The organism is Nonomuraea sp. NPDC001636 (genome assembly GCF_040298265.1).
In the GTDB taxonomy this organism is placed as follows: Bacteria; Actinomycetota; Actinomycetes; order Streptosporangiales; family Streptosporangiaceae; genus Nonomuraea.
In genome coordinates, this window is record NZ_JBEOZT010000009.1 from 110,134 (window position 1) to 134,823 (window position 24,690).

The 24,690-nt window shown below is 75.0% G+C and carries 29 protein-coding genes; 9 read left to right on the forward strand and 20 right to left on the reverse strand.

Going from position 1 to position 24,690, the window contains the following annotated elements; genetic code table 11:
- Nucleotides 1-60 precede the first annotated feature (60 nt).
- The 8 genes from egtE to ABT158_RS19250 form a co-directional block, all read right to left on the reverse strand.
- Nucleotides 61-1,197 (reverse strand): ergothioneine biosynthesis PLP-dependent enzyme EgtE, encoded by a 1,137-nt coding sequence (gene egtE, locus ABT158_RS19215; RefSeq protein ID WP_352355009.1) that lies wholly within the window; start codon nucleotides 1,195-1,197, stop codon nucleotides 61-63.
- Nucleotides 1,194-2,174 carry an L-histidine N(alpha)-methyltransferase gene (gene egtD / locus ABT158_RS19220; RefSeq protein WP_352355011.1) on the reverse strand — a complete coding sequence of 327 codons (981 nt, stop codon included), beginning with the start codon at nucleotides 2,172-2,174 and terminating at the stop codon, nucleotides 1,194-1,196. The genes egtE and egtD overlap by 4 nt, the downstream gene beginning before the upstream one ends.
- A 17-nt stretch (nucleotides 2,175-2,191) precedes the next feature.
- On the reverse strand, nucleotides 2,192-2,902 hold the full coding sequence (egtC, locus tag ABT158_RS19225) for an ergothioneine biosynthesis protein EgtC (RefSeq protein WP_352355013.1): 711 nt from the start codon (nucleotides 2,900-2,902) through the stop codon (nucleotides 2,192-2,194).
- Complete coding sequence (gene egtB / locus ABT158_RS19230) at nucleotides 2,903-4,198, reverse strand: ergothioneine biosynthesis protein EgtB (protein ID WP_352355015.1); 1,296 nt, start codon at nucleotides 4,196-4,198, stop codon at nucleotides 2,903-2,905.
- The gene (egtA, locus tag ABT158_RS19235) at nucleotides 4,195-5,460 is read right to left on the reverse strand and encodes an ergothioneine biosynthesis glutamate--cysteine ligase EgtA (protein ID WP_352355017.1); all 1,266 of its coding nucleotides are present in this window, start codon (nucleotides 5,458-5,460) and stop codon (nucleotides 4,195-4,197) included. The genes egtB and egtA overlap by 4 nt, the downstream gene beginning before the upstream one ends.
- A gap of 98 nt (nucleotides 5,461-5,558) precedes the next feature.
- The gene (locus tag ABT158_RS19240) at nucleotides 5,559-5,804 is read right to left on the reverse strand and encodes an anti-sigma factor family protein (RefSeq protein ID WP_352355019.1); all 246 of its coding nucleotides are present in this window, start codon (nucleotides 5,802-5,804) and stop codon (nucleotides 5,559-5,561) included.
- Between the two features lie 40 nt (nucleotides 5,805-5,844).
- Entirely contained in the window at nucleotides 5,845-6,552 is a 708-nt protein-coding gene (locus ABT158_RS19245; RefSeq protein ID WP_352355021.1) for an RNA polymerase sigma factor, read from the reverse strand.
- Between the two features lie 116 nt (nucleotides 6,553-6,668).
- Nucleotides 6,669-7,067, reverse strand: coding sequence for a VOC family protein (locus ABT158_RS19250; protein ID WP_352355023.1), 399 nt, complete (start codon nucleotides 7,065-7,067; stop codon nucleotides 6,669-6,671).
- 67 nt (nucleotides 7,068-7,134) lie between these two features.
- Between ABT158_RS19250 and ABT158_RS19255 the strand changes: the two genes are divergently transcribed.
- Nucleotides 7,135-7,623: a DinB family protein gene (locus ABT158_RS19255; RefSeq protein ID WP_352355025.1), complete on the forward strand. Its 489-nt coding sequence runs from the start codon at nucleotides 7,135-7,137 to the stop codon at nucleotides 7,621-7,623.
- A gap of 13 nt (nucleotides 7,624-7,636) precedes the next feature.
- Here ABT158_RS19255 and ABT158_RS19260 read toward each other — a convergent pair whose 3' ends face one another.
- Both ABT158_RS19260 and ABT158_RS19265 read right to left on the reverse strand, forming a co-directional pair.
- Nucleotides 7,637-8,500 (reverse strand): SMP-30/gluconolactonase/LRE family protein, encoded by an 864-nt coding sequence (locus tag ABT158_RS19260; protein WP_352355027.1) that lies wholly within the window; start codon nucleotides 8,498-8,500, stop codon nucleotides 7,637-7,639.
- Between the two features lie 37 nt (nucleotides 8,501-8,537).
- Nucleotides 8,538-9,449 carry an EamA family transporter gene (locus tag ABT158_RS19265; RefSeq protein WP_352355029.1) on the reverse strand — a complete coding sequence of 304 codons (912 nt, stop codon included), beginning with the start codon at nucleotides 9,447-9,449 and terminating at the stop codon, nucleotides 8,538-8,540.
- 76 nt (nucleotides 9,450-9,525) lie between these two features.
- Between ABT158_RS19265 and ABT158_RS19270 the strand changes: the two genes are divergently transcribed.
- Nucleotides 9,526-10,023, forward strand: coding sequence for a MarR family winged helix-turn-helix transcriptional regulator (locus tag ABT158_RS19270; RefSeq protein WP_352355031.1), 498 nt, complete (start codon nucleotides 9,526-9,528; stop codon nucleotides 10,021-10,023).
- An 87-nt stretch (nucleotides 10,024-10,110) separates the two neighbouring features.
- Here ABT158_RS19270 and ABT158_RS19275 read toward each other — a convergent pair whose 3' ends face one another.
- From ABT158_RS19275 to ABT158_RS19300, 6 genes are all read right to left on the reverse strand, one after another.
- Entirely contained in the window at nucleotides 10,111-11,346 is a 1,236-nt protein-coding gene (locus ABT158_RS19275; RefSeq protein ID WP_352355033.1) for an MFS transporter, read from the reverse strand.
- Nucleotides 11,347-11,390: 44 nt separating this feature from the next.
- Nucleotides 11,391-11,870 carry an RrF2 family transcriptional regulator gene (locus ABT158_RS19280; protein ID WP_352355035.1) on the reverse strand — a complete coding sequence of 160 codons (480 nt, stop codon included), beginning with the start codon at nucleotides 11,868-11,870 and terminating at the stop codon, nucleotides 11,391-11,393.
- A gap of 23 nt (nucleotides 11,871-11,893) precedes the next feature.
- The gene (locus ABT158_RS19285) at nucleotides 11,894-12,784 is read right to left on the reverse strand and encodes a pentapeptide repeat-containing protein (RefSeq protein ID WP_352355037.1); all 891 of its coding nucleotides are present in this window, start codon (nucleotides 12,782-12,784) and stop codon (nucleotides 11,894-11,896) included.
- A 44-nt stretch (nucleotides 12,785-12,828) separates the two neighbouring features.
- Nucleotides 12,829-13,374 carry a hypothetical protein gene (locus tag ABT158_RS19290; RefSeq protein WP_352355039.1) on the reverse strand — a complete coding sequence of 182 codons (546 nt, stop codon included), beginning with the start codon at nucleotides 13,372-13,374 and terminating at the stop codon, nucleotides 12,829-12,831.
- Between the two features lie 26 nt (nucleotides 13,375-13,400).
- Nucleotides 13,401-14,375, reverse strand: coding sequence for a small ribosomal subunit Rsm22 family protein (locus ABT158_RS19295; protein WP_352355041.1), 975 nt, complete (start codon nucleotides 14,373-14,375; stop codon nucleotides 13,401-13,403).
- A gap of 180 nt (nucleotides 14,376-14,555) precedes the next feature.
- Nucleotides 14,556-15,119 carry a TetR/AcrR family transcriptional regulator gene (locus ABT158_RS19300; protein ID WP_352328110.1) on the reverse strand — a complete coding sequence of 188 codons (564 nt, stop codon included), beginning with the start codon at nucleotides 15,117-15,119 and terminating at the stop codon, nucleotides 14,556-14,558.
- Between the two features lie 57 nt (nucleotides 15,120-15,176).
- On the opposite strand from ABT158_RS19300, the gene ABT158_RS19305 reads away from it, so the two are divergent.
- Both ABT158_RS19305 and ABT158_RS19310 read left to right on the forward strand, forming a co-directional pair.
- On the forward strand, nucleotides 15,177-16,136 hold the full coding sequence (locus ABT158_RS19305; RefSeq protein ID WP_352355043.1) for a DsbA family protein: 960 nt from the start codon (nucleotides 15,177-15,179) through the stop codon (nucleotides 16,134-16,136).
- Nucleotides 16,137-16,195: 59 nt separating this feature from the next.
- The gene (locus tag ABT158_RS19310; protein WP_352355045.1) at nucleotides 16,196-17,041 is read left to right on the forward strand and encodes an alpha/beta fold hydrolase; all 846 of its coding nucleotides are present in this window, start codon (nucleotides 16,196-16,198) and stop codon (nucleotides 17,039-17,041) included.
- A gap of 33 nt (nucleotides 17,042-17,074) precedes the next feature.
- On the opposite strand, the gene ABT158_RS19315 is transcribed toward ABT158_RS19310, so the two are convergent.
- Entirely contained in the window at nucleotides 17,075-17,545 is a 471-nt protein-coding gene (locus ABT158_RS19315; RefSeq protein ID WP_352355047.1) for a MarR family winged helix-turn-helix transcriptional regulator, read from the reverse strand.
- Between the two features lie 78 nt (nucleotides 17,546-17,623).
- On the opposite strand from ABT158_RS19315, the gene ABT158_RS19320 reads away from it, so the two are divergent.
- A complete protein-coding gene (locus tag ABT158_RS19320; protein WP_352355049.1) occupies nucleotides 17,624-19,075 on the forward strand; it encodes an LLM class flavin-dependent oxidoreductase in 1,452 nt (483 codons plus the stop codon).
- Here ABT158_RS19320 and ABT158_RS19325 read toward each other — a convergent pair.
- Nucleotides 18,999-20,303 (reverse strand): MFS transporter, encoded by a 1,305-nt coding sequence (locus ABT158_RS19325; protein WP_352355051.1) that lies wholly within the window; start codon nucleotides 20,301-20,303, stop codon nucleotides 18,999-19,001. The two genes, ABT158_RS19320 and ABT158_RS19325, sit on opposite strands and share 77 nt — an antisense overlap.
- A gap of 55 nt (nucleotides 20,304-20,358) precedes the next feature.
- On the opposite strand from ABT158_RS19325, the gene ABT158_RS19330 reads away from it, so the two are divergent.
- From ABT158_RS19330 to ABT158_RS19345, 4 genes are all read left to right on the forward strand, one after another.
- Complete coding sequence (locus tag ABT158_RS19330) at nucleotides 20,359-20,748, forward strand: MerR family transcriptional regulator (protein WP_352355053.1); 390 nt, start codon at nucleotides 20,359-20,361, stop codon at nucleotides 20,746-20,748.
- A 37-nt stretch (nucleotides 20,749-20,785) separates the two neighbouring features.
- Nucleotides 20,786-21,421, forward strand: a complete 636-nt coding sequence (locus tag ABT158_RS19335) for a GNAT family N-acetyltransferase (protein ID WP_352355055.1) — start codon at nucleotides 20,786-20,788, stop codon at nucleotides 21,419-21,421.
- A 210-nt stretch (nucleotides 21,422-21,631) separates the two neighbouring features.
- Complete coding sequence (locus ABT158_RS19340; protein WP_352355057.1) at nucleotides 21,632-21,985, forward strand: hypothetical protein; 354 nt, start codon at nucleotides 21,632-21,634, stop codon at nucleotides 21,983-21,985.
- A 129-nt stretch (nucleotides 21,986-22,114) separates the two neighbouring features.
- On the forward strand, nucleotides 22,115-22,924 hold the full coding sequence (locus ABT158_RS19345) for a TetR/AcrR family transcriptional regulator C-terminal domain-containing protein (RefSeq protein ID WP_352355059.1): 810 nt from the start codon (nucleotides 22,115-22,117) through the stop codon (nucleotides 22,922-22,924).
- Here ABT158_RS19345 and ABT158_RS19350 read toward each other — a convergent pair.
- Together ABT158_RS19350 and ABT158_RS19355 are read right to left on the reverse strand one after the other, a co-directional pair.
- The gene (locus tag ABT158_RS19350) at nucleotides 22,911-24,041 is read right to left on the reverse strand and encodes an aminotransferase class I/II-fold pyridoxal phosphate-dependent enzyme (RefSeq protein ID WP_352355061.1); all 1,131 of its coding nucleotides are present in this window, start codon (nucleotides 24,039-24,041) and stop codon (nucleotides 22,911-22,913) included. The two genes, ABT158_RS19345 and ABT158_RS19350, sit on opposite strands and share 14 nt — an antisense overlap.
- Nucleotides 24,038-24,664 carry a helix-turn-helix transcriptional regulator gene (locus ABT158_RS19355; RefSeq protein ID WP_352355063.1) on the reverse strand — a complete coding sequence of 209 codons (627 nt, stop codon included), beginning with the start codon at nucleotides 24,662-24,664 and terminating at the stop codon, nucleotides 24,038-24,040. Before ABT158_RS19355 ends, ABT158_RS19350 begins: the two co-directional genes overlap by 4 nt.
- Between the last annotated feature and the right edge of the window lie 26 nt (nucleotides 24,665-24,690).

The window sequence follows — 24,690 nt, forward strand, 5'->3', positions numbered from 1 at the left end:
CACCTGCCCGCTCTGACACCTGCCCGATCTGACGCCCGGCTGCTCTGACGCCCGCCTGCTCTAATGGCCGTCGAGGAGGCGGGCCAGGGCGTCCAGGGTCTCCTGCCGGGTTCCCGGGGGCGGCGAGACGCGCAGCACCGGTTCCCGCAGGTCGAGCGGGGCGCGGGCGACCGGCGCGACGCCCACCAGCAGGCCCTTCTCTGCCGCAGCCGCGGCCGTCCTGGCGGGGTCCGCGCCGCCGGGCGGGCGCAGGGTGACGATGGCCGTCGGCTCGTCGTACGGCTCGACCACCCGCCAGCCGCCCCTGCCGTCGAGCGTGCGCCGGGCCGCCGCGCCCAGCTCGGCGAGGTGGGCGCGGACCGCGTCCGGCCCCAGCGCGTGGTGCTCCAGGACGGCGACGCCGAGGCCGATCCGCGCCGCGACCGCCGACTCGGCGCTCTCGTAGCGCGCGGCGCCGGGCAGCGGCCCGCTGCGCGCCGGATCCTCCAGCCAGACGTGGCCGCCGAGCGCGGGGGCCGCCGCGTCCATGTCCTCGGTGAGGCCGGGCACGATCAGGAAGCCGACGCCGCGCGGCCCGGCCAGCCACTTGCGGGACGTGCCGACGTAGGCGGTGGCCCGCGCGCCGGCGACGTCCAGGTGGCCGAGCGACTGGCACACGTCCAGGACCAGGGGCACGCCGGCCTCCCGGCACAGGCGGCCGATCTCGCCGACCGGCTGCGCGGTGCCCCGGTGGGAGGGCAGGTGCGGCAGGGTGACCAGGTCCAGGCCGCGGCGCAGGGCGGCGGACAGGGCGTCGAGGTCGAGGCGGGCGTCGTCGTCGGCGGGCAGCTCGGCGAGGGTCCAGCCGCGCTCGGCGGCCAGGCGGCGCAGCAGCATGAGCGTGCTGCCGTACTCCGATCGGGTGAAGCCGACCCGGGCGCCCGGCGGCAGCCGCCAGCCGCCGAGCAGCGCCGCCATCGCGGCCGTGCCGCTCTCCAGGAAGGCGACGTCGGCCGGGTCCGCGCCGGTCAGGGCGGCCAGCGCGGCCCTGGGCGCGGTCAGTCCCGGCACGGCGGCGTACCCGCCGAGCTCGCGTTCGCGCCGCAGGTGCTCGACCGTCGCGGCCAGCGTCCGGTCGCTGGGCACGTTGCAGCCGGCCGCGTCCAGATGGCCGGGCGGCGCGGCCGAGCGGGCGGCCCGCCAGCGTGCGGCGATCACGCCCCGGCCAGCAGCAGCCCGAAGTCGCCGTCGGGGTCGGTCCACGACCGCAGGACGGTGAACCCGGCCGCGGCCAGCTCCTCCCCCAGCGGCTCCAGCCGGAACTTGGCGCTGATCTCCGTCCGCATCTCCTCGCCCGCGGCGAAGTCCACGGTCAGGCCGAGCGCGCCGACCCGCACCCGCATGTCGCGGGTGGCCCGCAGCCGCATCTCGATCCACTCGTTGCGCTGGTCGTACAGGGCGACGTGCTCGAACGCCGCCGGCTCGAACCCGGCCGCCAGCTCCCGGTTCACCACGCGCAGCACGTTCCGGTTGAACGCGGCCGTCACCCCGGCGGCGTCGTCGTAGGCCGCGACCAGCCGCCCGGTGTCCTTCACCAGGTCGGCGCCGAGCAGGAACGTGTCGCCGGGCCGCAGGGTGGCGCGCACCTCCTTCAGGAACACCTCGCGGGCGGCCGGTTCGAGGTTGCCGATCGTGCCGCCGAGGAAGGCCACCATGCGCCTGCCCGAGCGCGGCAGCAGCCGCAGGTGCCGCTCGAAGTCGGCGCACACCGGCCGCACCTCCAGCCCGGGGTGGCGGCCGCCCAGCCGGCGCGCGGCCGCCTCCAGGGTGACGGCGTCCACGTCCACCGGCGTGTACGCGCGCAGCGTGCCCGCCGCGGTGAGCGCGTCCAGCAGGACCACGGTCTTCTCGCTCGTGCCCGAGCCCAGCTCGACCAGCGTGTCGGCGCCACTCGCGGCGGCGATCTCGGCCGCCCGCGCGCGCAGGATCGTCAGCTCGCGGCGGGTCGGGTAGTACTCGGGCAACCGGGTGATGCGCGAGAACAGGTCGCTACCCGCCTCGTCGTAGAACCACTTGGGCGGCAGCCACTTGGGCGTGGCCGTCAGCCCGGTCCTGACGTCGTGTTCGAGCGCCTGGCGCAGGTAGCCGGGGTCAAGATGGTTGATCACATGGACGGTCGGCTGGGTGACGGGCACGAGATCCTCCTGGAAGGTCACAACGGCTGGACGCGTACGTCGTCCGGCGTGGCGGTGAGCAGGCTGCGGTCAGGCGCCTCCTGCCAGCCCGGCCGGTCGTCGAGCGGCTCGCTGGCCACGTACACGCCGTCCCGGTCGGCGCGGAAGAAGAGGGTGTCGCCCCAGACGGTCGCGGCGAGCGCCGTGCCGTCGCAGGCGAGCAGGTTCAGCCGGGCTGCGGGGTCCTTCTCCCCGGCGCGCACGACGACGTCGGCCAGCGCCGCGGCCAGGCCGAGACCGGCGCTGCCGCGGGCGAACACGGCGGCGGCCAGCCAGGCCGAGTCGCAGGGGCTCTCGGGCAGGTCGTCGGCCAGGTCCATGACCGCGTCGCGCTCGACCCGGCCGTTGTGGCTGAGCACCCAGCCGCCCCCGGCGAACGGCGCGGTGGCGCTCTCCTCCACCGGCATGCCGGTCGTGGCGCACCGCACGGCCGCGATCAGGCAGCCGGAGCGGGCGATCTCGGCGAGCGCGGGCAGGTTGGCGTCGGCCCAGATGGGGATGGCGCGGCGGTAGCGCACCGGCTCCGGCCTGGCCGGGTCGTACCAGGCCATGCCGTAGCCGTCGGCGTTGACCGTGCCGTGGCGCTGCCGCCGGGGCGCGTACGACTGGGCGAGCAGGCCGTGCGGCGGCTCGTGGATCAGCGCGGTCAGCGGGCGCGGGACGCCCAGCCAGGCGGCGTGCCGGCACATTCAGGCCCGCTCGGCGTCGCGGGCGCAGCGGAAGCCGGTGAAGATCTGCCGCCGGACGGGGTAGTCCCAGTTGCGGAACGTGGTGCGCACCGCCGCCGGGTCGGCCGCCCACGAGCCGCCGCGCAGCACCCGGTACTCCTGCCCGAAGAAGACCTCGCTGTACTCCTTGTACGGGAAGCTGCGGAACCCGGGATAGGGCTGGAACCACGACCCGGTCCACTCCCACACGTCGCCGACCATCTGCTCGGCCCCGTACGCGCTCGCCCCGGCGGGGTAGGCGCCCAGCGGTGCCGGCCGGGCCGCCCGGTGACCGAGGTTGGCCAGGTCGGGACGGGGGTCCTCGTCACCCCACGGGTACTTGCGGGCCCGCCCGGCTTCCGGGTCCCAGCCGCACGCCTTCTCCCACTCGGCCTCGGTGGGCAGCCGCCGGCCCGCCCAGCGGGCGTAGGCGTCGGCCTCGTACCAGCTCACGTGCTGGACCGGCTCGTCCATCGGGACGGGCTCGGCGCGGCCGAAGCGGGTGCGCCACCAGGCGCCGCCCTCGCGGGTCCAGAACAGCGGCGCGGTGGCCCCGCTCTCCTGCCGCCAGCGCCAGCCGTCCGGGTGCCACCAGCGCGGGTCGTCGTAGCCGCCGGACTCGACGAACGCGGCGTAGGCGGCGTTGCCGACGGGCAGCCGGTCGATCCAGTAGGCGGGCAGGTCCACCCGGTGGGCGGGACGCTCGTTGTCGTAGGCCCAGGGCAGGGTGCCGGTGCCCATCTGGAAGGGACCGGCGGGGACGTACACCTCGGCGGGGCCGGTGTCGCGGCCCGGCGGCAGGTCGCCGTCGCGGACCAGGCCGGGCTGGCGGGACAGCTGCCAGGTGGCCAGCATCGTCTCGTCGTGCTGGTGCTCGTGCTGGATGACCAGGCCGAACACGAACCCGTCGCGGTGCAGCGGCGCGGCGGCCTCCAGGTCGATCGCGTCCAGCACGTCGAGCACCCGGCCGCGCACGCCGCCGATGTACCTCCTGGCCTCCTCGGGGCCGAGGATCGGCAGGGTGGGGCGGTCCTTGCGGGGGTGCTTGAAGGCGTCGTAGATGTCGTCGATCTCGGGGCGCAGCGGCGTGATGCCGGCGGCCTCGCGCAGCACCCACAGCTCCTCGTAGTTGCCGACGTGCGCGAGGTCCCACACCAGCGGCGACATCAGCGGGGAGTGCTGGCGCAGCAGGAGGTCGTCCTCGGCCTCGGTGTAGGTCAGCGAACGGTCGCGCACCGCGGTCAGCTCGGCGGCGATGCGTTCCTTGATGTCGTTCATGCCCGTCCTTCTCCGCTCAGCCAGGCCGGCAGGCGCCGTGCCGGGTCCGTCATCAGGTCCATCAGGTCGGCCGCCGGGGAGCGGCCCGCGCTCACGTACCGGGCGGCGAAGCCGGACACGCCGTCGACCAGATCGGCGGGCGCGCCGAGCCGGGGCAGCGCCTCGACCGCGGCGCGGAAGGCCGCCTCGGCGGCGCGGGCGAGCCGCGGGTCGGTCAGGCCGCACCTGGCGGCCACCTCGGCCAGGCCCGCGACAGGCTCGGCGGCCGACAGGGCGGCGTCGGCGGCGCGGTCGTCGGTGATCAGCGCGTGGGTGACGGCGACGCACACCGGCCAGTCGTCCGGGTGCTGGGCGTCGAGGTAGCGGATCTCCAGCCAGCCGCGCGGCCGGACCGGCGGGAACAGCGTGGTGGCGTGGTAGGCCAGGTCGTCGGGGGTGGGCGGGCGCTCGCCCGCGCCGTCGAGCCAGTCGCGGAAGGTCGAGCCGTCGCCGACCGCGCGGTAGCGGCGCTCGTCCTCGCGGACGAGCATGAGCCGGGCGTCGAGCAGGTACGCCGCCCAGGCCGCCGCCGGGTCGCCGGAGCCGCTGACGGGCGCGGTGCGGGTCGGGTCCAGGTTCTCCCAGACGGCCTGGCGGCCCGACATCCAGCCGCAGGGGCGTCCGCGGCTCAGCGGCGAGTTGCTGAAGGCCGCGGTCAGGACGGGCCCGAGCAGCCTGGCGCGCTCCCACCGGACCGCCGGCCGCTCCCCCAGGTCCACGTTGACCTGGACGGACGCGGTCGAGCACATCATCAGCGGCCCGTACGGGCGGCCCAGGAACTCGGCCATGGCGTCGTAGCGCGGCTGGCGGAGCTGCCGCCGGGCCGGGCGCAGCGGGTCGAGCCCCACGCCGCCCAGCACCAGCCCGTCCCGCCCGAGCGCCGCGCGGACGGCGGCCACGTCGGCGGCCAGCCGTCCGATGGCCTCGGCGGGCGGCCCGGCCGGGCCCGACAGCTCGATCTGGCCGCCCGGCTCGTAGGTCACCCGGCTCCCGCCGGCCAGCGCCGGGACGATCCGCCTCACCCGGTCCATCGGCACCTGCCGCGCCGGATCCGCCCGGTCGAAGATCAGGAACTCCAGCTCGGCCCCCACCCGGTCGCCCGGGGCGGGGGCGAAGCACCGGCGTGCGAACTCCTCCACCTCCGGCACGCCCCGGAGCGGCTCGCCGGCCGTTCCCGAGGCGCCGGACCCGCCGGCCGCCGGGCCGGTCATCGCGTGGCGCATGTGCTTACAGACCCGCGAGACCCGCCAGCGTTACACGGAAATCTGATGATCTGCCGAGATTTGCCCTTTTTGCGGCTACTGGTGCGAGAAAGGGGCCGTCAGCCCCGGTGGTGGCGGGCTCTGAACGCGGACATCAGGCGGTCGCGCGTGCCGTCGGACAACTTGCGCTCCGGCGGGAGCTCGCGCAGGGCCCGGACGGTCTCGCGGAACTGGTCGAGCTGCCGCGCGCAGTCGGCGCAGGCCGCCGTGTGCGCCTCGAACCCCTCACGTTCGGGCCGGTCAAGAGCGCCGTCAAGGTAGGCGGTGATGAGTTCTACCAGCTCGTCGCACGTGAACCGCTTCACGACGTTGACCGCCTCACCTCTGAACGTTGAACCGTTTAACCTATTCTGACCGCTTCACGGACTGGTAGTAGCCTTCGAGCCGGTCGCGGACCGTGGCTCTTGCCCGGTGCAGGAGCACCCGTTGGTTGGCGGCCGAGATCTCCAGGATCTCGCAAACCTCCTCGGACGTGCATCCCTCCAGGTCGCGCAGGGTGATGACGATCCGCTGCCGGGGCGGCAGCCCGGCCAGCGCCTCGCCGATGAGACCGCGCGCCTCCGAGGCGAGCACCGCGCCCTCCGGCGTCCGGCCGTCCTCCTTCTGGGCCGGCTCGGCGGGCGGTTCGAACGCGCTCCACGGCAGCGTGCGGCTCTCGCGCAGGCCGCGTTTCTTGGCGGTGTTGACCAGGATGCGGTAGACCCACGTCTTGACCGAGGAACGCCCCTCGAAGGCGTCGATGGCGCCGATCACCGCCAGCCACGTGTCCTGCACGACCTCCTCGGCCGAGTCGTCGGTGGACACGTAGGACCTGGCCGCCCGCAACATCCCCCGCGACCAGGTGTCGAGGAGCGCGGCGAACATCGACTCGTCCCCGGCACGCAGCGCCGCGACGACGACGTCGTCCGGGGGCAGCCCACCGCCCGCGAAAGGCCCCACGATCGTTTCCTCCCGGTCGAGCGTCGGGGACATCATGACATCGGGCCGCGCGTCGTCCACGCCCGGCCGGCCGCCGGGCCCGTGCGGGACGTCATCCTCCAGGCTAGCCCTCACCCCCTCGCACCTGAAGATCGCGCACCGGTCCGCGCCCGCACGTCGTACGGCGGCACCGATGGGGAACCTTCCCCGGCGGAGGCCGTCCAGCCGCGCGGGACCGGGATCGCCGCAGGTCAGTCGCGGTCGTAGTGGCAGACGGCCTCCAGCATGACGCCGTGCGGGTCGAGCCAGAACGCGGCGTGGTAGGGCGGCGGGTACTCGGGGAACTCCCTGGGCTCGTGCAGCACCTGCGAGCCGAGCTCCACCGCCCGCGCGTGCGCCTCGGCCACCGCGGACCGGCTGCGCAGCGAGAACGCCAGATGCTGGAGCCCGGTGCGGTGCCGCGAGTAGTCCCCGGCCTCCTGCGCGGGGTAGAGGAACAGGTACGTGCCCGGCTTGTCGTCGGCCGGCATGTAGCCGATCTCCTCCTCGCTGCTGAAGAACTCCTTGAAACCGAGGTACGGCAGCAGGGCGTCGTAGTACTCCTTGGCCGCCCGCAGGTCGGGGACGTTGATGCCGATATGACCGATCATGCAGGGAGTATCGCGGCCCCCGGCGGGCGACGGCAACGTGTCGGTCGCGACTGTTACGGTCGCGGGCATGGGAAGAGGAGTGCCGCCGTCCGGTGGCGAGAAGGAGAGCCTGCACGCCAGCCTCGACCGGCACCGCGACGTCATCGTGTGGAAGCTCCAGGGCCTGGGCGAGGAGCAGGTCAGGCGGCCGATGACACCGTCCGGCACGTCGCTGCTCGGCATCGTCAAACACCTGGCCGCCGTCGAGTACGGCTGGTTCTGCTCGACCTTCGGCCGGGAGGCCGAGCCGCTGTGGTTCGCCCCCGAGGACGACTTCGCGATCGGCGAGCGGGAGACCACCGAGCAGATCGTCGCCTTCTACGGCCGGGCCCGCGCCGCCGCCGACAAGGTGATCTCCGACCTCCCCCTCGACGAGATCGGCACGTCGTGGGCGGGCCGCCGGGTGAGCCTGCGCTGGGTGCTCATCCACATGATCGAGGACACCGTGCGCCACGCGGGCCACATGGACATCCTGCGCGAGCTGATCGACGGCGCCACCGGCGACCACCCCCGCTGAGCGTCCGCTCCCGTCACAGGGTGGTGGGCAGCACCGGGCGGCCGCGCACGCCGGGGTCGGCCGCGAACAGGGCGCCCGCCTCGGGCTGCTCCCGGGCGTCCACCCCGAGTCTCGACGTGGTGACGAACAGCCGGTCGAGGCCGGGGCCGCCGAACGTGACCGCGGTGACCTTGCCCACCGGCAGCTCCACCACGGCGTCGAGCCGGCCGCCGGGGGTGTACCGGTGCACGGCGAACCCCTGCCAGAGCGCCACCCACACCCCGCCCTCGGCGTCGACCGTCAGCCCGTCGGGCGCGCCCTTGGCGGGGTCGATCGTCACGAACGGCCTGCGCCCGGTGAGCCCGCCCGCCGGGTCGTGGTCGAGGACGTCCACCCGGCCGGTGGCGGTGTCGGCGTAGTAGGCCAGGCGGCCGTCGGGGCTGAAGTCGAGGCCGTTGGAGACGGTGACGCCGGTGATCACCGGGCTGAGCGCGCCGTCCGGCCCGGCCACGTAGAGGGAGCCGGCTCCGGGGGTCTCGTCGTAGGGCATGCTGCCGATGTAGAAGCGGCCCTCGGGGTCGCAGCCGCCGTCGTTCATGCGCACGCCGGGGTCGCTCCACGCCTGGCCGAGCGGGCGCAGCGGCGCGTCGAGGTCGTCGGAGCCGGCCAGCAGCAGCTCGCGTTCGCCGGCGACCACGTAACCGCCGGACACGCGCGGGCGCAGGGCCGCGGCGACCGGGCCGACGTGCCGCCGTCGCACGCCGCCGGAGTCGTCGAGGGCGAGCACGTCGCCGGCCAGCATGTCCACCCACCGCAGCCCGCCCCAGCGGGCGCACCACACGGGCCCCTCGCCGTGCTCGGCCACCGGCCCGGTCACGGGGTACGCCTGCATGCTCATACCGGCCTCCTCGGCCCGATCCTAGCGGCGGACGCGATCATCGATTCCCGCCCGCGGGCACGGGGGCCTCCAGCGGCTCGGGCGCGGCGCGGTGCCGTACCGGCTGGAGCTGCGCCACGAGGAGGGCGGCGAGCACGACGACGGCGCCGGCGACCTGCGCGAGCGTGAGCCGCTGGCCGAGCACCAGCCAGCCGAGCGCGGTGGCGACGACGGGGCTGAGCAGCCCGAGGAAGGTGACCTTGGTGGCCGACAGCTCGCGGATGCCGCGGAACCAGAGGGTGTAGGCCAGGGCCGAGCCGATGATCGCGAGGTAGGCGTACCCGGCGAGGTTCTCGCCGGTCAGGTGGGCGGGCGGCGGCCCCTCGACGAGGAGCGTCACCGGGGCGAGCAGCAGGCCGCCGGCCGCGAGCTGCCATCCGGTGGTGGCCAGCAGCGGCGCGGGCGACCTCCAGCGCTTGCTGAGCACGACCCCGACCGCCATCACCACCGCGCCGCCCAGCGCGGCGGCCACGCCCAGCAGGTCGAGCCGGGCGTCGGCGCGCAGCACCAGCAGGCTCACCCCGGCCACGCCCGCCGCCGCGGCGAGCGCGACGCGCCAGGTCAGCCGCTCCCCCAGCAACCCCGCCGACAACAACGCGACCAGCAGCGGCTGGATGGCCCCGACGGTGGCGGCCACCCCTCCGGGCAGCCGGTAGGCGCCCACGAACAACAACGCGAAGAACAACCCGATGTTGAGCGCGCCGAGTACGAGGGCACGCCACCACCAGTTCCCCTGGGGCAGCCGGCGGGTGATCGCGATCAGGATCAGCCCCGCCGGCAGGGCGCGGATCAACGCGGCCAGCAGGGGGCGGCCGGGTGGCAGCAGTTCGGTCGTGATCAGATAGGTGGTCCCCCAGATGGCGGGGGTGAGGGCGGTCAGCAGAACGGTTCCCGTTCGATTACTTAGCACTAAGACAAATTAACCGAACGCCGACGTTCCGGCCAGGTGATTTTCCTCACCGCTAAGACACTTGTAGGCTGCCAGGGTGGCTGACCAGGTCGACTACATCCTCAGGCAGTGGCACGCACAGCGCCCTGACCTGGACGTCTCCCCCATGGCGGTGATCGGGCGGCTGTCGCGGCTGTCCCGGCTCATCGAGGCCGAGCTGAGCCGTACGTTCGCCGGACACGGGCTCGACCGGGCCTCGTTCGACGTGCTGGCCACGTTGCGACGCAGCGAGCCGCCCCACCGCCTGACCCCCGCCGCCCTGATGCGCGCCTCCATGGTCACCTCCGGGGCCGTCACCCAGCGGCTCGACCGGCTGGAGTCGCGGGGGCTGGTGCGGCGCACGCCCAGCGACTCCGACGGGCGCGGCGTGCACGTGACGCTCACCGCCGAGGGGCTCGCGCTGATCGACCGCGCGCTGCCCGACCATCTGGCGACCGAGCAGCGCATGTTGTCGGCGCTCACCGGGCAACGGCGCGACGAGCTGGCCGCCACCCTGCGCGACCTGCTCGAATCCCTCGGCGACCACACTTCCTGACACGACCCGCGCCACCGCCCGGCGCGGGCCGTCCTCCCGGCCGCGGGCCGCGCCACCGGGCGAGGCGGGTCAGGCGGGTCAGGCCGGTTACTCGGGGGCGCCGCCCGCCGATCTGGTGGCCAGGGCGAACAGCAGGGCGGCGGCCGCCAGCGCCGCGCCGGTCGCGTACGTGAGGGCCGCGCCCGACGGCAGCGTGAGCCCGCCGAGCAGCGTGCCCGCGCCGATCCCCGCGTAGATCGCCGAGGAGTTGAGCGAGACCACCAGCGGCGCCTCCCCGGGCGCGGCGGCGATGAGCCGGTGCTGCTGCGGCGGCGTCTGGCACCAGCTGCTCGCGCCCCACGCCAGGACCAGCACACCGACCAACGCCACAGTGCCACCCGCAGTGCCGCCCGCAGTGCCGCCCGCTGGGCCATCCGCTGTGCCGACCGCCGAGCCGGCCGCCGCCATCCAGGCGAGCAGCCCCAGGCTGACGGCCATGACCAGGTACGCGACCGGCAGCACCCGGCGCGCGCCCCACCGGTCGGTGGCGTACCCGGCGGCCAGGTTGCCCAGGACGGCGCCGAGCCCGTACAGGAACAGCATGCCCGCCGTCCCCTCCACGCCCACCGCGCGCAGGGCGGGCACGCTGTAGGCGTACACCGTGTAGCTGCCCGCCATCCCGAGCACGGTGAGCGGCAGGATGGCCGTCACCGCCGGCCGCCTCAGCACGTCCAGCCGGGCGCGCAGCGGCACCCGCGGCGCGCCAGGCAGCACCGGCATGATCGCGTACACCCCGGCGGCGACCGCCAGGCAGGCCACGGCCACCGCCCCCAGTGCGTACCGCCAGCCGAGCCGTTCGCCGGCCAGGTCGCCGAGCGGCACGCCGAGCGCCGTCGCGACCGTCAGCCCGCCCACCACCACGGCCAGCGCCCGCGCCCGCAGCTCGGGCCGCACCAGGACGGCCGCCACCGCGCCCGCGCCCGGCGTGTACGCCGCCGCCCCGGCCGCCGCCAGCACCCGGCTGACCACCAGCACGGGGAACGACGGCGCCAGCGCCGACCCCAGGTTGGCCAGCCCGAGCACGACCAGCGCCGTCACCAGCAGCGCCCGCCGCGGGACCCGCGCGGCGACGGTGGCCAGCACGGGCGACGACAACGCGTACGCGACGGCGAACACCGTCACCGACTGCCCGGCCGCCCCCTCGGTCACCTCCAGCGACGCGGCCAGGTCCGGCAGGAACCCGGCCACCACGAACGCGTCCGTGCCCACGGCGAACGTCCCGAGGGCCAGCACCAGCGTCGGGGCGAGGCCCCGGGACTCCGTCTTATTCGGGACATTCAACATCCCGATTCTCCTTCCAGATGTGCGCCCCGCGGGCGGGGTCGAGTTCAGCCGCGAAGGCGTTCGTAGTGGCGGCGCGCGCGGTCGGGGGCGTTCGCCGGAGCCGCGTCCATGAGGTCGGCGACCGTCTGGGCGGCCAGCTCGCGCCGCCAGGCGAGCTCGGCCCGGCGCATGGCCGCCGCGACCCCGCACGGGTGCGCGAACTCGCGGGCGGGCGCCTCGACCCCCGCGCCGCGCTGCCGGATCTCGGTGCACCTGAACGCCTCGTCGGGCCCCTCGACCGCGGCGACGACGTCCATGAGCGTGATCCGGGCGGGCGGTCTGGCCAGCCGGAACCCGCCCTGCGCGCCCGGCACCGAGGTCAGGATGCCCGCGCGGACCAGCGCCTGGAGCCGCTTCTTGAGGTAGACGGGCGGCAGCTCGAACAGCGCCGCCAGCCGTCCGGTGGGCAGCGGGGCCTCGTCCTCCAGCCACGCCAGCACCAGGCAGCAGTGGAGCCCCCACTCGACGCCTTCACCCATGCGCATGAAAGGGGATACTACATGTCCTTTTAGGGTCGGCCGCGGCGGCCCTGCCGGCGAGGGGATCCGGCCCTGCCGCGCGGGGCGCGCGGCTCCGGACCGGCGGCGGCGGTCCAGTGGGCGGGGCGGGTCAGGGCGGCGGGCAGTCTCGTGTCGGGGGTGCCCTTGGCGGCGTTGACCTGGGCCTGGGTGAGGAAGACGCAGCCGGTGAGGTCGGCCCCGGACAGGTCGGCGCCCCGCAGGTCGGCGCCGATCAGGTCGGCCAGGCGCAGGTCGGCCCCGCGCAGGTTCGCGCCGATGAGGTAGGCGCCGCGCAGGTTGGCCGCACGCAGGTCGGCGCCCTTGAGGTTGGCGCCGATCAGGTCGGCGCCGCGGTGCTCCCTGCCCCGCCGACCGGCCCTGACCAGCTCGCTCGTACGCAGCAGCAGCGTGTTGACCTCGCCCCGGTGGGCGGCCACGTCGAGCCACTCCAGGACGCCGGGGCTCTCGCGGGTCAGGCGCTCGGTCTCCTCGTACGCCGCCCGCAGCTCGGGGGCGATCTCCGCGGCGGCGTCGAGGGTCAGCGCCTCGGCGAGGTACCACAGCAGCTCGTGGAGCTGCCGCATGACCGGGAACACGGCGAACATCTGCCCGGACGTCTCAGGCGCGGCACGCCAGTCGCGGCCCTCGAAGGTGACCTGCGAGACCTTCTGCCCGGCGCCGAAGCAGTCGAAGACGGTGCAGCCGGGGAAGCCGCGCTCCCGGAGCTGGGCGTGGATGCCGCAGCGGAAGTCGTCGCGCAGGTTGACGCAGGGGCGGCCGGCGTCTTTGGCGACGGCGAAGTCGGCGGAGGCGGCGAACGGCAGCGCCACGCAGCACAGGCCGAAACAGCTCTCGCAGTCGGCCAGCAGGCCGAGCTCGCGCGGGGTCCTCTCGGGCAACGCTCTCCTTGTCACGACGGGGTGTGCCCAGGGTACCGGCGAGGTCAGGCCCGCACGTACGGCGTGGTCGTGGTCAGCGGGACGAACCCGAGCCCGAGCAGGATCGGCCGGCTCTGGTCGGAGGCGTCGACCTGGAGGTAGTCGTAGCCGCGCGCGGCTGCCCACCGGGCCCGCCAGGCGACCAGCGCCCGTACGCCCGCCTCGTCGGTGACCGGCACCAGGCTCACGCCGTCGGGCGGCTCCACCTCGGTGTCGAGGTCGGCGACCCGGGCCACCATCACGGTCTCGGCCGGTTCGGCGGCGAACCCGGCGGCCAGGAGCCGGTCGGCCAGGTCAGCGGGCCGGTCGTGGGCGTACAGCTTCCACTCGAAGCCCAGGCCGAGGTCGCCGAAGAAGCGCACCTGGCGGGCGACGGCCGCGTCGGCGCTCTCTTCGTCGAGGCCGGACCACAGGACGCCGTTCCACGCGTGCGGCGGGCCGACCTGGCGGACGACGCCGGCGTCCCGCTCGACCCTGACGTCCGGCCCGTCGGGGCGGGCCTCCCGCCGCATCTGCCGGTCGAACAGCGCCAGCACCGCATCGTGATCCATCCCGCCGACCCTACCGCCGGACCGGGTCACTCGGCGGCCGGCCAGTCGTCGCCCCAGTCGACGTCGCGGGCCAGCCGGTACAGCTCGCCCTGCCGCTTGGAGACGACCACGTCGCGCACGCCCTCCTCGGCGGTGCACAGGCGCAGCGACACCAGGCCCTTGCGCTTCTGCGGGTGGCGCAGGACGCGGGCCGCCGCCCGCGGCCACTCCCCCCGCACGGCGGCCACGTAGGAGAACTTCTCGTCCTCGAAGCCGAGCGTGCCCGACTTGACGCGGCGGTGCAGGGTGGTGCGCGGCAGGCGGACGGAGAAGTGGCACCAGTCGTGGCCCGGCCGGATCGGGCAGGGGCCGTCGTGCGGGCAGGGGGCGACGACGGTCAGGCCGCACCCGGTCAGCGTCTCCCGGGCGGTGACGATGTTGGCGTACCCGGCGGGGGTGCCGGGCTCGATGACGATCACCATCGTGGCGTCCGCGGCCAGCCAGCGCACGACGTCGGCGTGCCGCTGCGCGGGCAGCTCGTTCAGCGCGTACGACATGGTGACCAGGTCGGCGGCGGGCCGGTCGAGCCCCGGGTCGATCGAGGCGCGCCGCCAGGTGACGTCGCGTACCGGCGCGGTCCTGGCCAGCCGCCGGCCCAGCTCGATGATCTGGGGGTCGTGCTCGACGACGGTGACCCGCTCCAGCGAGGGCCAGACCGGCCCGGCCGCCCAGACCGCCGCGCCGGTGCCGCCGCCCACGTCGAGCTGCGTCCGCGGCGCGAAGCCAGGGGTCATCGCGGCGGCCATGCGCATGGCCGTGCCCGCGGCGGCGTACGTGGCGGGCATGCGGTAGGCGGCGTAGGCCGCGATGTCGGCCGGGGTGCGCAGATGCGGCGCGGCGGCGGACGGGCCGGTGCGGTAGCGCTCGGTGAGCTGTTCCGTCGCGCGGGACAGCTCGTGCGGCGCGAAGCGGGCCAGGGCCGAGTCCAGGGCGGTCCTGAGCTCGTCGGGAAGCATGGTCATCGTGTGGTCCTGGCGGTCGGGTCGGGGTCGGGGAAGGGGCGGGCGACCGCTGCCAGGTGAGGAATGACGCCTCTGACCTGTCCTGCGATGTCGCGACGCAGCGTACCAAGCGGGCGGCGCGCGGAGCTCAGGCCCAGCCCCCCGCACCGGTCTCCGGAGGGCGGCGCACGGCGGCGGGGCTCAGCCGGGGACCGGGGGGCGGAACAGGCGCCAGAACGACTGGGCCGCGGCGGCGTCGCGGCGGCCGCCGCACACCCAGTGCGTGATCACGCCGATGAGCGCCCCGGCCAGGAAAGCGGCGTGCACGTCGGCGGGCACGTCCTCGAACCCCGCCGGGCGGCTGCCAGTGGCGAAGCGGCCGGTCAGCTCCTCGGTGAGCCGCTCGCGCATCCGGGCGGCGAAGCGGGCGCTGCCCTGGCCGCCCAGCATGCGCTCGTACAGGGTGGCGTTGGCGGCCACGTGGTCGAACAGCTCCGCCAGCGGGGCGGGCGGCCGGTCGCGGGGGGCGTCGAGCGGGCACAGGGCCGCCGCCCGCGCCACGGCGGTGACGGCGTCCTCCATGGCGTCGGTGACCAGCGCGTCGACGTCCGGATAGTGCAGGTAGATCGTGGCGCGGTTGACCTCGGCGTGCTGCGCCAGCGCCGACATGGTGATGCTGCCCAGTTCCTGCCGGGCGGCCAGGTCCAGCACGGCGGCCTTGAGACGGGCGCGGGTACGCCGCGCGCGCGGATCGTCCGGGTTCACGCCGCCACTATACGACACATGTTGACTAATCGACAGTTGTCGCATAGATTGCCCGTCATGCGAATCGAAGTCTGGGCGGACATGGTCTGCGGATGGGCCCACATCGGGAAGCGGCGGCTGGAGAAGGCCCTCGCCTCCTGGGAGGGCGAGCCGGTCGAGGTGGTCTGGCGGCCGTTCCAGATCGATCCGTCGGCGCCGGCCAAGGCCGAGCCGCTGGCGGAGGTGCTGAGCGACCCCATGGTCGAGGAGGCGCTCCAGGTCTGCTCGCCCGGCCTGTCCCCGGCCGACAACCGGGTGCGGGTGGCCGGCATCGCCGCCGACGAAGGGCTCGGGCAGCAGTGGGGCGCGGCCTGGCGGCCCAACACGCTGGAGGCGCACCGGCTGATCGCCGTGGCGTACGAGACGGGCGGCGCGGCGCTGCAGTCGGCCGTGGTCGGGCGGGTCCTGTCGGCCCACTTCGTCGAGACCCTCGACATCGGCGACCCGGCCGTGTTGTCGGCGATCGCCGACGAGACCGGCGTGCCGTGGGACGGCCGGGGCGCCGGCCTGGTGCGCGAGCTGCTGCTCACGGGCAAGGCCAAGGGCGTGCGCACGTCGCCGACCATCGTGGCGGGCGGCCGCGCCCTGGCCGGGGCCCAGCCGCCGGACGTGATCAGGGACTTCCTGGCCGACGCCGCCGCTCACCCGGTCCGGCGGCTGCCCGCCGAGGTGGAGCGCCTGCGCCACGCCGAGTCGCTGCTCGACCAGCGCGACCCGCTCGGCGCGCTCACGCTGCTGCGCCCGCTGCTCGACGAGCACGGCACGGATCGCGGGGTGCGGCTGCTGGCGGCCCGCGCGTACTTCGCCTCGGCCCAGCTCGGCCGGGCGCGTACGGCCCTGGAGAGCCTGGTCGCCGAGGCGCCCGACGACTCCTACGCCCGCCACCTCCTCGGCCGCACCCTGCACCGTCAGGGCCACCCGGAGCAGGCCGCCCCGCACCTGACCCTGGCCGCCGTCATGACCCCCGACTACGCCTGACGCTGAGCCCGTGGCGAACGCGACCCGCTCCCGCACCCCCGCGGGAGTAGGTTGCGGGGATGAAGATCGCCTATGACCAGGCCGGGCCCGCGTCGGGCGACGCCGTCGTGCTGCTCCACGCCGGGGTGGCCGATCGGCGCATGTGGGAGCACCAGTTCGCGGCGCTGTCGCGGCGTCATCGGGTGATCCGCTACGACCGGCGCGGCCACGGCGGGTCCGCCGACGCCGAGGGCGAGGCGTGCCACCACGAAGACCTGCTGGAGCTGATGGACACGCTGGAGGTCGGGCGGGCGGCGCTGGTCGGCTGCTCGATGGGCGGCGCGTACGCCATGGAGGCCGCCCTGGCCGCGCCCGGCCGGGTGGCGGCCCTGGCGTTGATCGGCTCCGGCCTGGCCGGTCACCAGTGGCCGCCGGAGATGCTGGCGCAGGCCCGCGAACGCGTGCACACCTCGGTGCCCGCCGACCGGCTGGCCCGCTACCGCGAGGGCGGGGCGACCGGCGTCGATCCGCGTGACGTGCGGGCGATGGCGGAGGCGCACACGGCCTGGCAGGTCGCCGGGCCCGGCCGCGGCCGCGACGCCCTGCCCGGCGCGGTGTGGGAGGCGGCCGTGGAGATGTGCGCCCTGGTGTTCCAGCGGTCCTGGACCGGGCCCAGGTCGTCGGAGCGGTTCCTGTCCCCGCCGGCCGCGGGGCGGCTGCGCGAGGTCGCCGCGCCCACGCTGGTGATCAACGGCTTGTCGGACGTGCCGGGCATCCAGGAGGTGTCGGACATCCTGGCGGCGGGCATTCCGGGCGCGCGCCGCCTCGACCTGCCCGAGACCGGCCACCTGGCGCCCCTCGAACGCCCCGAAGAGGTGACGGCGGCGTTGACGTCGTTCCTCGCGGAGGTCTTCCCCCGCCCCTGACGCTCCCCTGACCGGCGGCCGTTCAGCGGCCGTTCAGCGGCCGGGCTCCAGGCGGCCCCAGGCGCGGCCGGTGCGGGCGGTGTCCGCGGCCAGGATCTCCCCGACGGCCGCGGCCAGCAGGTCGCGGTGGCCCGCGGGCAGCCCGGCGGCCAGCATCTCCAGGCGGGCCGCCACCCCGTCGTGGGCGCGCACCGCGATCCCCGCACCCTCCGGGGTCAGCTCGATCAGGCAGGCGCGGCGGTCACGCGCGTCGCGCACCCGGGCCACCAGCCCGCGTTTCTCGGCGCGGTCGACGAGCCCGGTCAGGCTCGACTTCTCCAGGTGCAGCGCCCGGGTCAGACCGGTCATCCCGATGGGCCCGCCGACCAGCAGGCACAGGAGCTGGGCCTGCTGCGGGGTCAGGTCGTGCTCCCTGCTGACCTCGCCGTAGACCTGCTCGACCAGGTGCGCCAGGCGGACGAGCGCCTCGGTGAGGCTCAGACCCGGGGCTTCGGTGGCGACCATGCGACCAGTGTAATTGACAGTAGTTGGCGGCACGAACTAAATTTACTTCGCAACACCAACAGTTCGTACAACCAACCAATGGGTGAGCCCCTCATGCCCGACTACGGTCACGACCTGCAGTTCAGCGCCAACCTCGTCCCGGCCGCCGGGCAGGCGGACGAGGTCGTGGCCCTCGCCCAGCTCGCCGAGCGCGCCGGGCTGGACCTGGTGACCTTCCAGGACCACCCCTACCAGCCCGCCCTCCTCGACACCTGGACGCTGCTCAGCTTCGTCGCCGCGCGCACCGAGCGCATCCGGCTGGCCGGCAACGTGCACCCGCTGCCGCTGCGCCCGCCGGCCGTGCTCGCCCAGGCGGCGGCCAGCCTCGACCTGCTCAGCCACGGGCGGTTCGAGCTGGCGCTCGGCGCGGGCGGCTACTGGGACGCCATCGAGGCCATGGGCGGCCCCCGGCACACCCCGTCCGAGGCCGTGGCCGCGCTGGAGGAGGGCATCGGGATCATCCGCGCGATCTGGGACACCGGCCCGCGCGGCGGCATCCACCACCGCGGCGAGCACTACCGGGTGGACGGCCTCAAGCGCGGCCCGCGACCGGCCCACGACATCGGGATCTGGCTCGGGGCGTACAAGCCGCGCATGCTCCGGCTCACCGGGCGGCTGGCCGACGGCTGGCTGCCCTCGCTCCCCCGCTTCCAGGACGTCGCCGCCCTGGGCGAGGGCAACGCCGTCATCGACGAGGCCGCGCTGGAGGCCGGGCGGTCGCCGTCCGACGTGCGGCGGCTGCTCAACCTGGGCGGCCCGCTGCCCGCCGCGCAGCTCGCCGAGCTGGCGCTCGTCCACGGGGTGAGCGTCTTCATCCTCATGTCCGGCGATCCGCGCGAGATCGAGCGCTTCGCCGCCGAGACCGCCCCGGCCGTACGGGAGCTGGTCGCCGCCGGACGCGGGCACTCCCCGGAACCGGACCGCCCCGCCGGGACCCGCGCCGCGATCCAGGTCTGGGACGAGGCCACCAGGCCCACCGCGCCCGACCCCGACCCCGCCCGCCGGTACACCCCGGCGGAGCAGGCCGCCGGGCAGCACCTCGTGGACGTGCACGACCACCTGCGCGCCGAGCTGGCCCAGCTGCGCGACCTCGTCGAGCAGGTGGCCGCGGGCACGATCGACGCGGGCGCGGCCCGTTCGCAGATCGCGACCATGACGATGCGGCAGAACAACTGGACGCTGGGGGCGTACTGCGAGTCGTACTGCAGGCTCGTCACCATGCACCACACCGGCGAGGACACCATGGTCTTCCCGAAGCTCCGCCGCGCCGAGCCGGGGCTCGCGCCCGTCCTGGACCGGCTGCAGGAGGAGCACGAGGCGATCCACAAGATCATCGAACGGGTGGACCGGACGCTGGTCGCCTTCGTCGGCGAGCCCGGCGGCCTGGGCGACCTGCGCGCCGCCGTCGACCTGCTCAGCGACGCGCTGCTGTCCCACCTGTCGTACGAGGAGCGGGAGCTGGTGCCGCCGCTGTCGAGGCACGGCTTCTAGCGGCGCCCGTTCCGGCGGCCCCGCGTCCGGCCACAGGGTCTCCGGGGGCCGGGTCGCCGGGGGCCGGGCCGCCGGATGCGGGGAAGGCGTGCCGGCGGGCGGCGGCCACGACCGCGAGGGCGGCGAGCACCACGGGGAGCGCGGTCCACGGCAGCGCGCCCGCCCCCGCGCCCTCCAGCACCAGCCCGCCGGCCAGCGACCCGGCCGCGATGCCCGCGTTGTAGACGGTGGTCTGCATCGACGTGGCCACGTCGGCGTTCTCCGGCCCCGAGGCGACGACCAGCGCGGTCTGCAGCAGCGTCGGCGCTCCCCCGAACGCCGCGCCCCACAACGCGACCGCGCCCAGCAGCACCCCGGCGGACCCGGCGTACAGACCGAGGGCCGTCATGGACGCGGCCACCGCGGCCAGCACCGCGAGCAGGGTCGCCCGCGGGCGCCTGTCGATCACCGCGCCGACCACCCAGATGCCCGCCACCGTGGCCAGGCCGAACACCAGCAGCACGGTCCCCGGCCGGCCGAACCCGGCCCGCTCCGCGAACAGCGCCAGGTACGTGTACATCGCCTGGTGCCCCAGCAGCACCAGCGCCGTCACCGACAACACGGTCCTGACGCCGGGGACGACCGCGACCCGCCGCAACGGCACCCGCCGCGCCGCCGGCTCGCCGGGGAAGGGCGGCACCTTCCACAGGACCCAGCCCACCAGGACCACCGCCACCGCCGACAGCGACCCGAACGCCGCCCGCCATCCGACGACCGCCGCGAGCTGCGTCCCGGCCGGGATGCCCGCGCACAGCGCCACCGTGATCCCGGCCGAGACGATCGCGATGGCCCTGCCGCGGCGCTCGGCGGGGACCATGCGGGCGGCGTACCCGACGAGCATGGCCCACAGGATGCCGCCCATCGCCCCCGCGCCCACCCGCGCCGCGAACGTCACCGCGTACCACGACGACACCGCCGTGACCGTGTTGAACAGCGCGAACCCGAGCAGCGCGGCCACCAGCACCTGCCGCCTGGGCAGCCCGCGCAGCAACGCGGTCAGCGGGATCGCGGCCAGGAAGGAGGCGACCGCGTAGGCGGTCACGAGGAACCCGGCCGTCCCCTCCGGCACGCCGAGGGCAGCGGAGAGCTGCGGCAGCAGGCCCGCCGGGAGGAGTTCGGTCATGACGGCCGTGAACGCCGCCGTGAACAGCGCGAGCAGCCCCGCCCACGGGAGTTTCGCAGGAGACATGTCGCCTATGCTGAAACCTTCACATCAGTGTGAAGGCAAATCTTCCGGGGAAAGCATGAAGATCGGACAGTTGTCCCAGCGTACGGGCGTGCCGACGCGCATGCTGCGTTACTACGAGGAGCAGGATCTGCTGCACCCCGACCGCGCCGTCAACGGCTACCGGGACTATCCCGAGCCGGCGGTGTACCGGGTCCAGCAGATCCGCGGCCTGCTCGACTCCGGGCTCACCACGGAGATCATCCGCCGCATCCTGCCGTTCCTGAACAAGCCGGACGAGATCCACCTGCATCCGGAGTGCCTGACGCCCGAGCTGGCCGAGTTGCTGCGGGCGGAGGCGGGCCGCATCCAGCAGCGCATCGACTGCCTGTCCCGCAACCGGGACGCCATCCACGCCTACCTGGCCGCCGTACGGTCCGCGGCGGACGGGGGCGCGGCCTCGGGCTGATCGTTCCGGCGGGAAATCGGTCTGCTGGAATGTGGGCATGGAGACCTTGGCCGACCTTCTCTCGGACGCGGCGGCGGGCCGCCCGCCCGCCCCCGACGGCAGCGTGACCGTCCTCCCCCAGCCGTCGGAGCGCGACGCGGGGATCATCGCCTTCACCGCCCACACGGTGGTCTTCGCCGACGTCGATCCGGCTCGGGTGCACGCCCTGCTGCCCGCCGGCGACCTGTCGGCGCCGCTCATGCCGGCGTTCCTGACGGCGATGGAGGCCGCGACCGGCAGGCGGACCGGCAACCTGGACCTGCTCGCGCTGGCCGCCCCCGCCCCCGGGCCGCCCCCGCTCGCGCTGGAGGAGCTCACCGACGGCGACCATCCGCGCGTCGTCCGGGCCCGCCGCTACCGGGACGCCGTGCGCGTGTGGGTCACCGGCGACGGCGCCGGCCTGGTCACGCTGGGCCGCGGCGTGGCGGGCCGCTGGGAGGCGGCCGTCGAGGTGGAGCCCGAGCACCGCGGGCGCGGGCTCGGCAGGTCGCTGGCCGCGGCGGCCAGGCACCTGACGCCCGGCCCGCTGTGGGCGCAGATCGCGCCGGGCAACGCCGCGAGCGTACGGGCCTTCCTGGCCGCGGGGTATCTGCCGATGGGGGCCGAGGTGCTGCTCGTTCCGGAGGACGGCTGACTCGGCGGCGTCGCGCGCCCGAATTCCGCTCGTGCCGGAACGCCGTGCGGAAGGCCCGTGCGCCCTTGCCAGGCCGGGGTTGCCGGTGTCCGCGAGTTTGCTGGTAGGGGGCCCGCTGTTGGGGGAAACCGGGTGTGGCGCTGCGAAGGGCGTCCAAGATCGCTACGTATAGTGATGGCCGATGTCACTTCGTGATTACAGGGGGAGCTCATGAGAGGTAACCTCATCGCCGCCGGCGGTGCACTGCTCGTCGCGGCCGCGGTGTTCAGCATGGCCGGCGTGGCCGCCGCGGACGCCTGGTCCGACGAGAGGCACTGGCACCCGGACAACTGCAGCCTCGGAACGAACGACGACTCCACGTACCACCACGTCACGAAGTACGGCCGGTTCGCCGGCACCCGTGACGCCGACGCCTGCAAGGGCGGCGAGCACGGGCACGACTCCGACGACGACGGCTGGGGCTGGAAGCACGACCACGGCCGCCACAACTGGCCGGGCAGCGGCAACGGCAACTGGATCGGCCACGGCTACGGCCCCGGCGCGGGGGTCGGCGTCGGGGGCTGACGCCCTCACCCACCTCGATCCCGGCGCCCCCGCGGGGCGCCGGGATCGACGCACGCCCCCGCCCGCTCGCCGCCGCGGGCGCTGATATCTTCTGCCGTAAAGAGATCCGGGGCAGAGGAGAGTCGTACCGTGGTCGTCTTCGCCGGGCAGGGGGACGCGCGCCGTTCGATGGCGTTGTTGTGGCGGACCGAGGAGCCGGGCGAGTCGCGTCCCGGCCCCAAGCCGGGCCTGAGCGTGGACCTGATCGTCGACGCCGCCATCGCCGTCGCCGACGCCGAGGGCATGGCCGCGCTGTCCATGCGCAAGGTCGGCGAACGGCTGGGCCGCACCGGCATGGCCCTCTACACCTACGTCCCCAGCAAGGGCGAGCTGGTGGACCTCATGTACGACAAGGCCCTGGGCGAGCTGCCCACCGCCCACGACCTGGCCGGGGGCTGGCGGCCGGCGGTCACCGCGTGGGCCGGGCACCTGTGGCACTTCTACCAGCGCCACCCCTGGGTGCTCCAGGTGTCGCAGGCCCGTCCGGTGCTGGGCCCCAACGAGTTCGCGCTGCTGGAGAGCCTGGTCGCGATCCTGCGCGAGACCGGCCTGCGCCCGCCCGCGCTGCGCGGCGTGGTGTCGCTGCTGTTCGACTTCGTCCGCGGCGCGGCCCGGACGGTCGCCGAGTCCCGGCAGGCCCCGTCGGCCACCGGCGTGTCGGACGAGGAGTGGTGGCACACCCGTTCCCGGCTGCTGGAGGAGGTCGCGCCGGGCTTCGCGGCCCGCTTCCCCATGGTGGCCTGGATCGAGAGCGAGGCCGGCGTCCCCGGCGAGGGCGAGCCGTACCTGGAACACCAGGTGAACGAGGCGTTCACGGTCGGGCTCACCGTGCTGCTCGACGGCGTGCAGGCCGCCGTCGGGCGGACCGGCCCGCCCGCCGGGCCGGTCACCGCCCCTTGAGGAAGGACGCCCAGGCTTCCAGGCCCGGCTCGGGGTCGGCGCGGCCCACGCCGAGGCGGAACCGGTCGTCCGGCGTGGGCGTGAGCTCCGAGCGGTAGACGCCCGCGGGCAGCAGCAGCACGCCGGCCTGTTCGACCAGCTCGGCGCAGAACGCCTCGACGCCGTCCGGCCCCAGGTAGCGGGGGAAGGTGACGCAGCCGCCGTCCGGCGCCCGCCACTCGAACAGGTCGCCGAACTCGCCGAAGAACGCCTCGAAGCGCGGCAGGTTGGCGGCGATGATCCCGCGGTTGCGCGCCAGGATGCGGTCCCGGGCCTTGATCGCGATGCGGGCGAGAAGCTCGCTGGGCGCGGAGTTGCAGATGGTCGTGTAGTGCTTGGCGCGTTCGAGACGGGTGCGCAGCTCGCGGTCGCGGCAGGCGATCCAGCCGATGCGCAGGCCGGGCATGCCGAGGGACTTGGAGGTGACGTTCAGGGAGAGCGCCGCCGGTGACAGGTCGGCGGCCTGCGGCAGCGTACGGGCGGGGTCGAGCTCCAGGCCGCGGTAGACCTCGTCACTGAACAGGTGGATGCCGCGCTCATCGCACAGCGCGGCCAGCCGGGCGAGGTCGGCCGCGCCGATGACCTTGCCCGTCGGGTTGTTGGGGAAGTTGACCGACACCACGCGGGTGTTCGGCCGGATCGCGGCCTGCACGGCGTCGAGGTCGAGCGCCCAGTCGCGGGCCGGGTCGAGCGCGACGCCGGTGACCTCGCACAACGCCATCGGCACCGTCTCGGCGGACTGGTAGCACGGCGTGACCACCACGGCGTGGTCGCCGGGGCCGAGCAGCACCTGCATGGCCAGGTACAGGGCCTCCTGGGCGCCCGCGAAGACGACCACGTCGTCCGCGCCGACGCGCTCGTAGGTGTCCGCGACGGCCTGGCGCAGCCCGGGGTCGCCGAACGTCTCGGTGTAGCCGAGTGACAGCGTCTCCCAGGCGTGCCTGTCGTCGTCGCCGGCCAGGGCGAGCAGCTCGGCCATGGTCATGGTCTGCGCGTCGGAGGCGGCCAGGTGGTGGCGGGCGGTGAACTCCCAGCGGGAGAAGTAGACCTCCAGCCGGAAGTCGGGAAGCGGGGTCACGGTCGGCTCCTCCTGAGCTCGGCGAGCAGGGCGTAGAGGGTGGAACGGGACGTCCGCAACGCCCCCGCGACGACGGACGGCGCCCGCCGGACGGTGAAGACCCCGGCCCGGTCCAGCTCGGCCAGCACGGCGAGGCGGTCCTCGCGGGTCAGCCGCTCCACCGGCCGGCCGTGCTCGCGGACGTAGGCGCCGACGATCTGCTGCACGCGCTCGGTCCAGTCCTGCTCGAACAGCGCCTCCGGCCGGGACGCCGACGGCGCGGCGAACGCGGCCAGCAGCGCCGCGGCCTGCTCCAGCGGGGTGCGGTCGAGGTTCACGCAGAGCACGGCGGACGGCTCGCCGCCGGGGTCGCGCAGCACGGCGCTCACCGACGACAGCCGCCGCCCGTCGGCCAGCAGCTTCTCGTAGGGCCCGTAGACGCCGCCGGGCGAGGGGGCGAGCCGGTCGAGCTCGCCGAGCAGCGACGGGGCGCCGGGGCCGCGCCCGGACATCGGGTTCCACACGCCCAGGACCCGGTCGCCGCGGACGTCGTGCAGGACCACCTCGGCGTACGGGGCCAGCAGCGCGGCCACCGCCTCGCACACCGGCGACCACAGCCGCACGCGCTCATCCGTGTTCGTCACGCCCGGATGCTATGTCCAGCTCGGAC

Coding starts and splice junctions, on each gene's coding strand:
- ABT158_RS19295 (WP_352355041.1), bottom strand. CDS start 14,375: ATGACCATGCTTCCCGACGAGCTCAGGACCGCCCTGGACTCGGCCCTG.
- ABT158_RS19330 (WP_352355053.1), top strand. CDS start 20,359: ATGAAGATCGGACAGTTGTCCCAGCGTACGGGCGTGCCGACGCGCATG.
- egtB (WP_352355015.1), bottom strand. CDS start 4,198: ATGAACGACATCAAGGAACGCATCGCCGCCGAGCTGACCGCGGTGCGC.
- ABT158_RS19255 (WP_352355025.1), top strand. CDS start 7,135: ATGGGAAGAGGAGTGCCGCCGTCCGGTGGCGAGAAGGAGAGCCTGCAC.
- ABT158_RS19335 (WP_352355055.1), top strand. CDS start 20,786: ATGGAGACCTTGGCCGACCTTCTCTCGGACGCGGCGGCGGGCCGCCCG.
- ABT158_RS19275 (WP_352355033.1), bottom strand. CDS start 11,346: ATGTTGAATGTCCCGAATAAGACGGAGTCCCGGGGCCTCGCCCCGACG.
- ABT158_RS19250 (WP_352355023.1), bottom strand. CDS start 7,067: ATGATCGGTCATATCGGCATCAACGTCCCCGACCTGCGGGCGGCCAAG.
- ABT158_RS19320 (WP_352355049.1), top strand. CDS start 17,624: ATGGGTGAGCCCCTCATGCCCGACTACGGTCACGACCTGCAGTTCAGC.
- ABT158_RS19280 (WP_352355035.1), bottom strand. CDS start 11,870: ATGCGCATGGGTGAAGGCGTCGAGTGGGGGCTCCACTGCTGCCTGGTG.
- ABT158_RS19340 (WP_352355057.1), top strand. CDS start 21,632: ATGAGAGGTAACCTCATCGCCGCCGGCGGTGCACTGCTCGTCGCGGCC.
- egtA (WP_352355017.1), bottom strand. CDS start 5,460: ATGCGCCACGCGATGACCGGCCCGGCGGCCGGCGGGTCCGGCGCCTCG.
- ABT158_RS19325 (WP_352355051.1), bottom strand. CDS start 20,303: ATGTCTCCTGCGAAACTCCCGTGGGCGGGGCTGCTCGCGCTGTTCACG.
- ABT158_RS19305 (WP_352355043.1), top strand. CDS start 15,177: ATGCGAATCGAAGTCTGGGCGGACATGGTCTGCGGATGGGCCCACATC.
- ABT158_RS19315 (WP_352355047.1), bottom strand. CDS start 17,545: ATGGTCGCCACCGAAGCCCCGGGTCTGAGCCTCACCGAGGCGCTCGTC.
- ABT158_RS19310 (WP_352355045.1), top strand. CDS start 16,196: ATGAAGATCGCCTATGACCAGGCCGGGCCCGCGTCGGGCGACGCCGTC.
- ABT158_RS19260 (WP_352355027.1), bottom strand. CDS start 8,500: ATGAGCATGCAGGCGTACCCCGTGACCGGGCCGGTGGCCGAGCACGGC.
- egtC (WP_352355013.1), bottom strand. CDS start 2,902: ATGTGCCGGCACGCCGCCTGGCTGGGCGTCCCGCGCCCGCTGACCGCG.
- ABT158_RS19290 (WP_352355039.1), bottom strand. CDS start 13,374: ATGGATCACGATGCGGTGCTGGCGCTGTTCGACCGGCAGATGCGGCGG.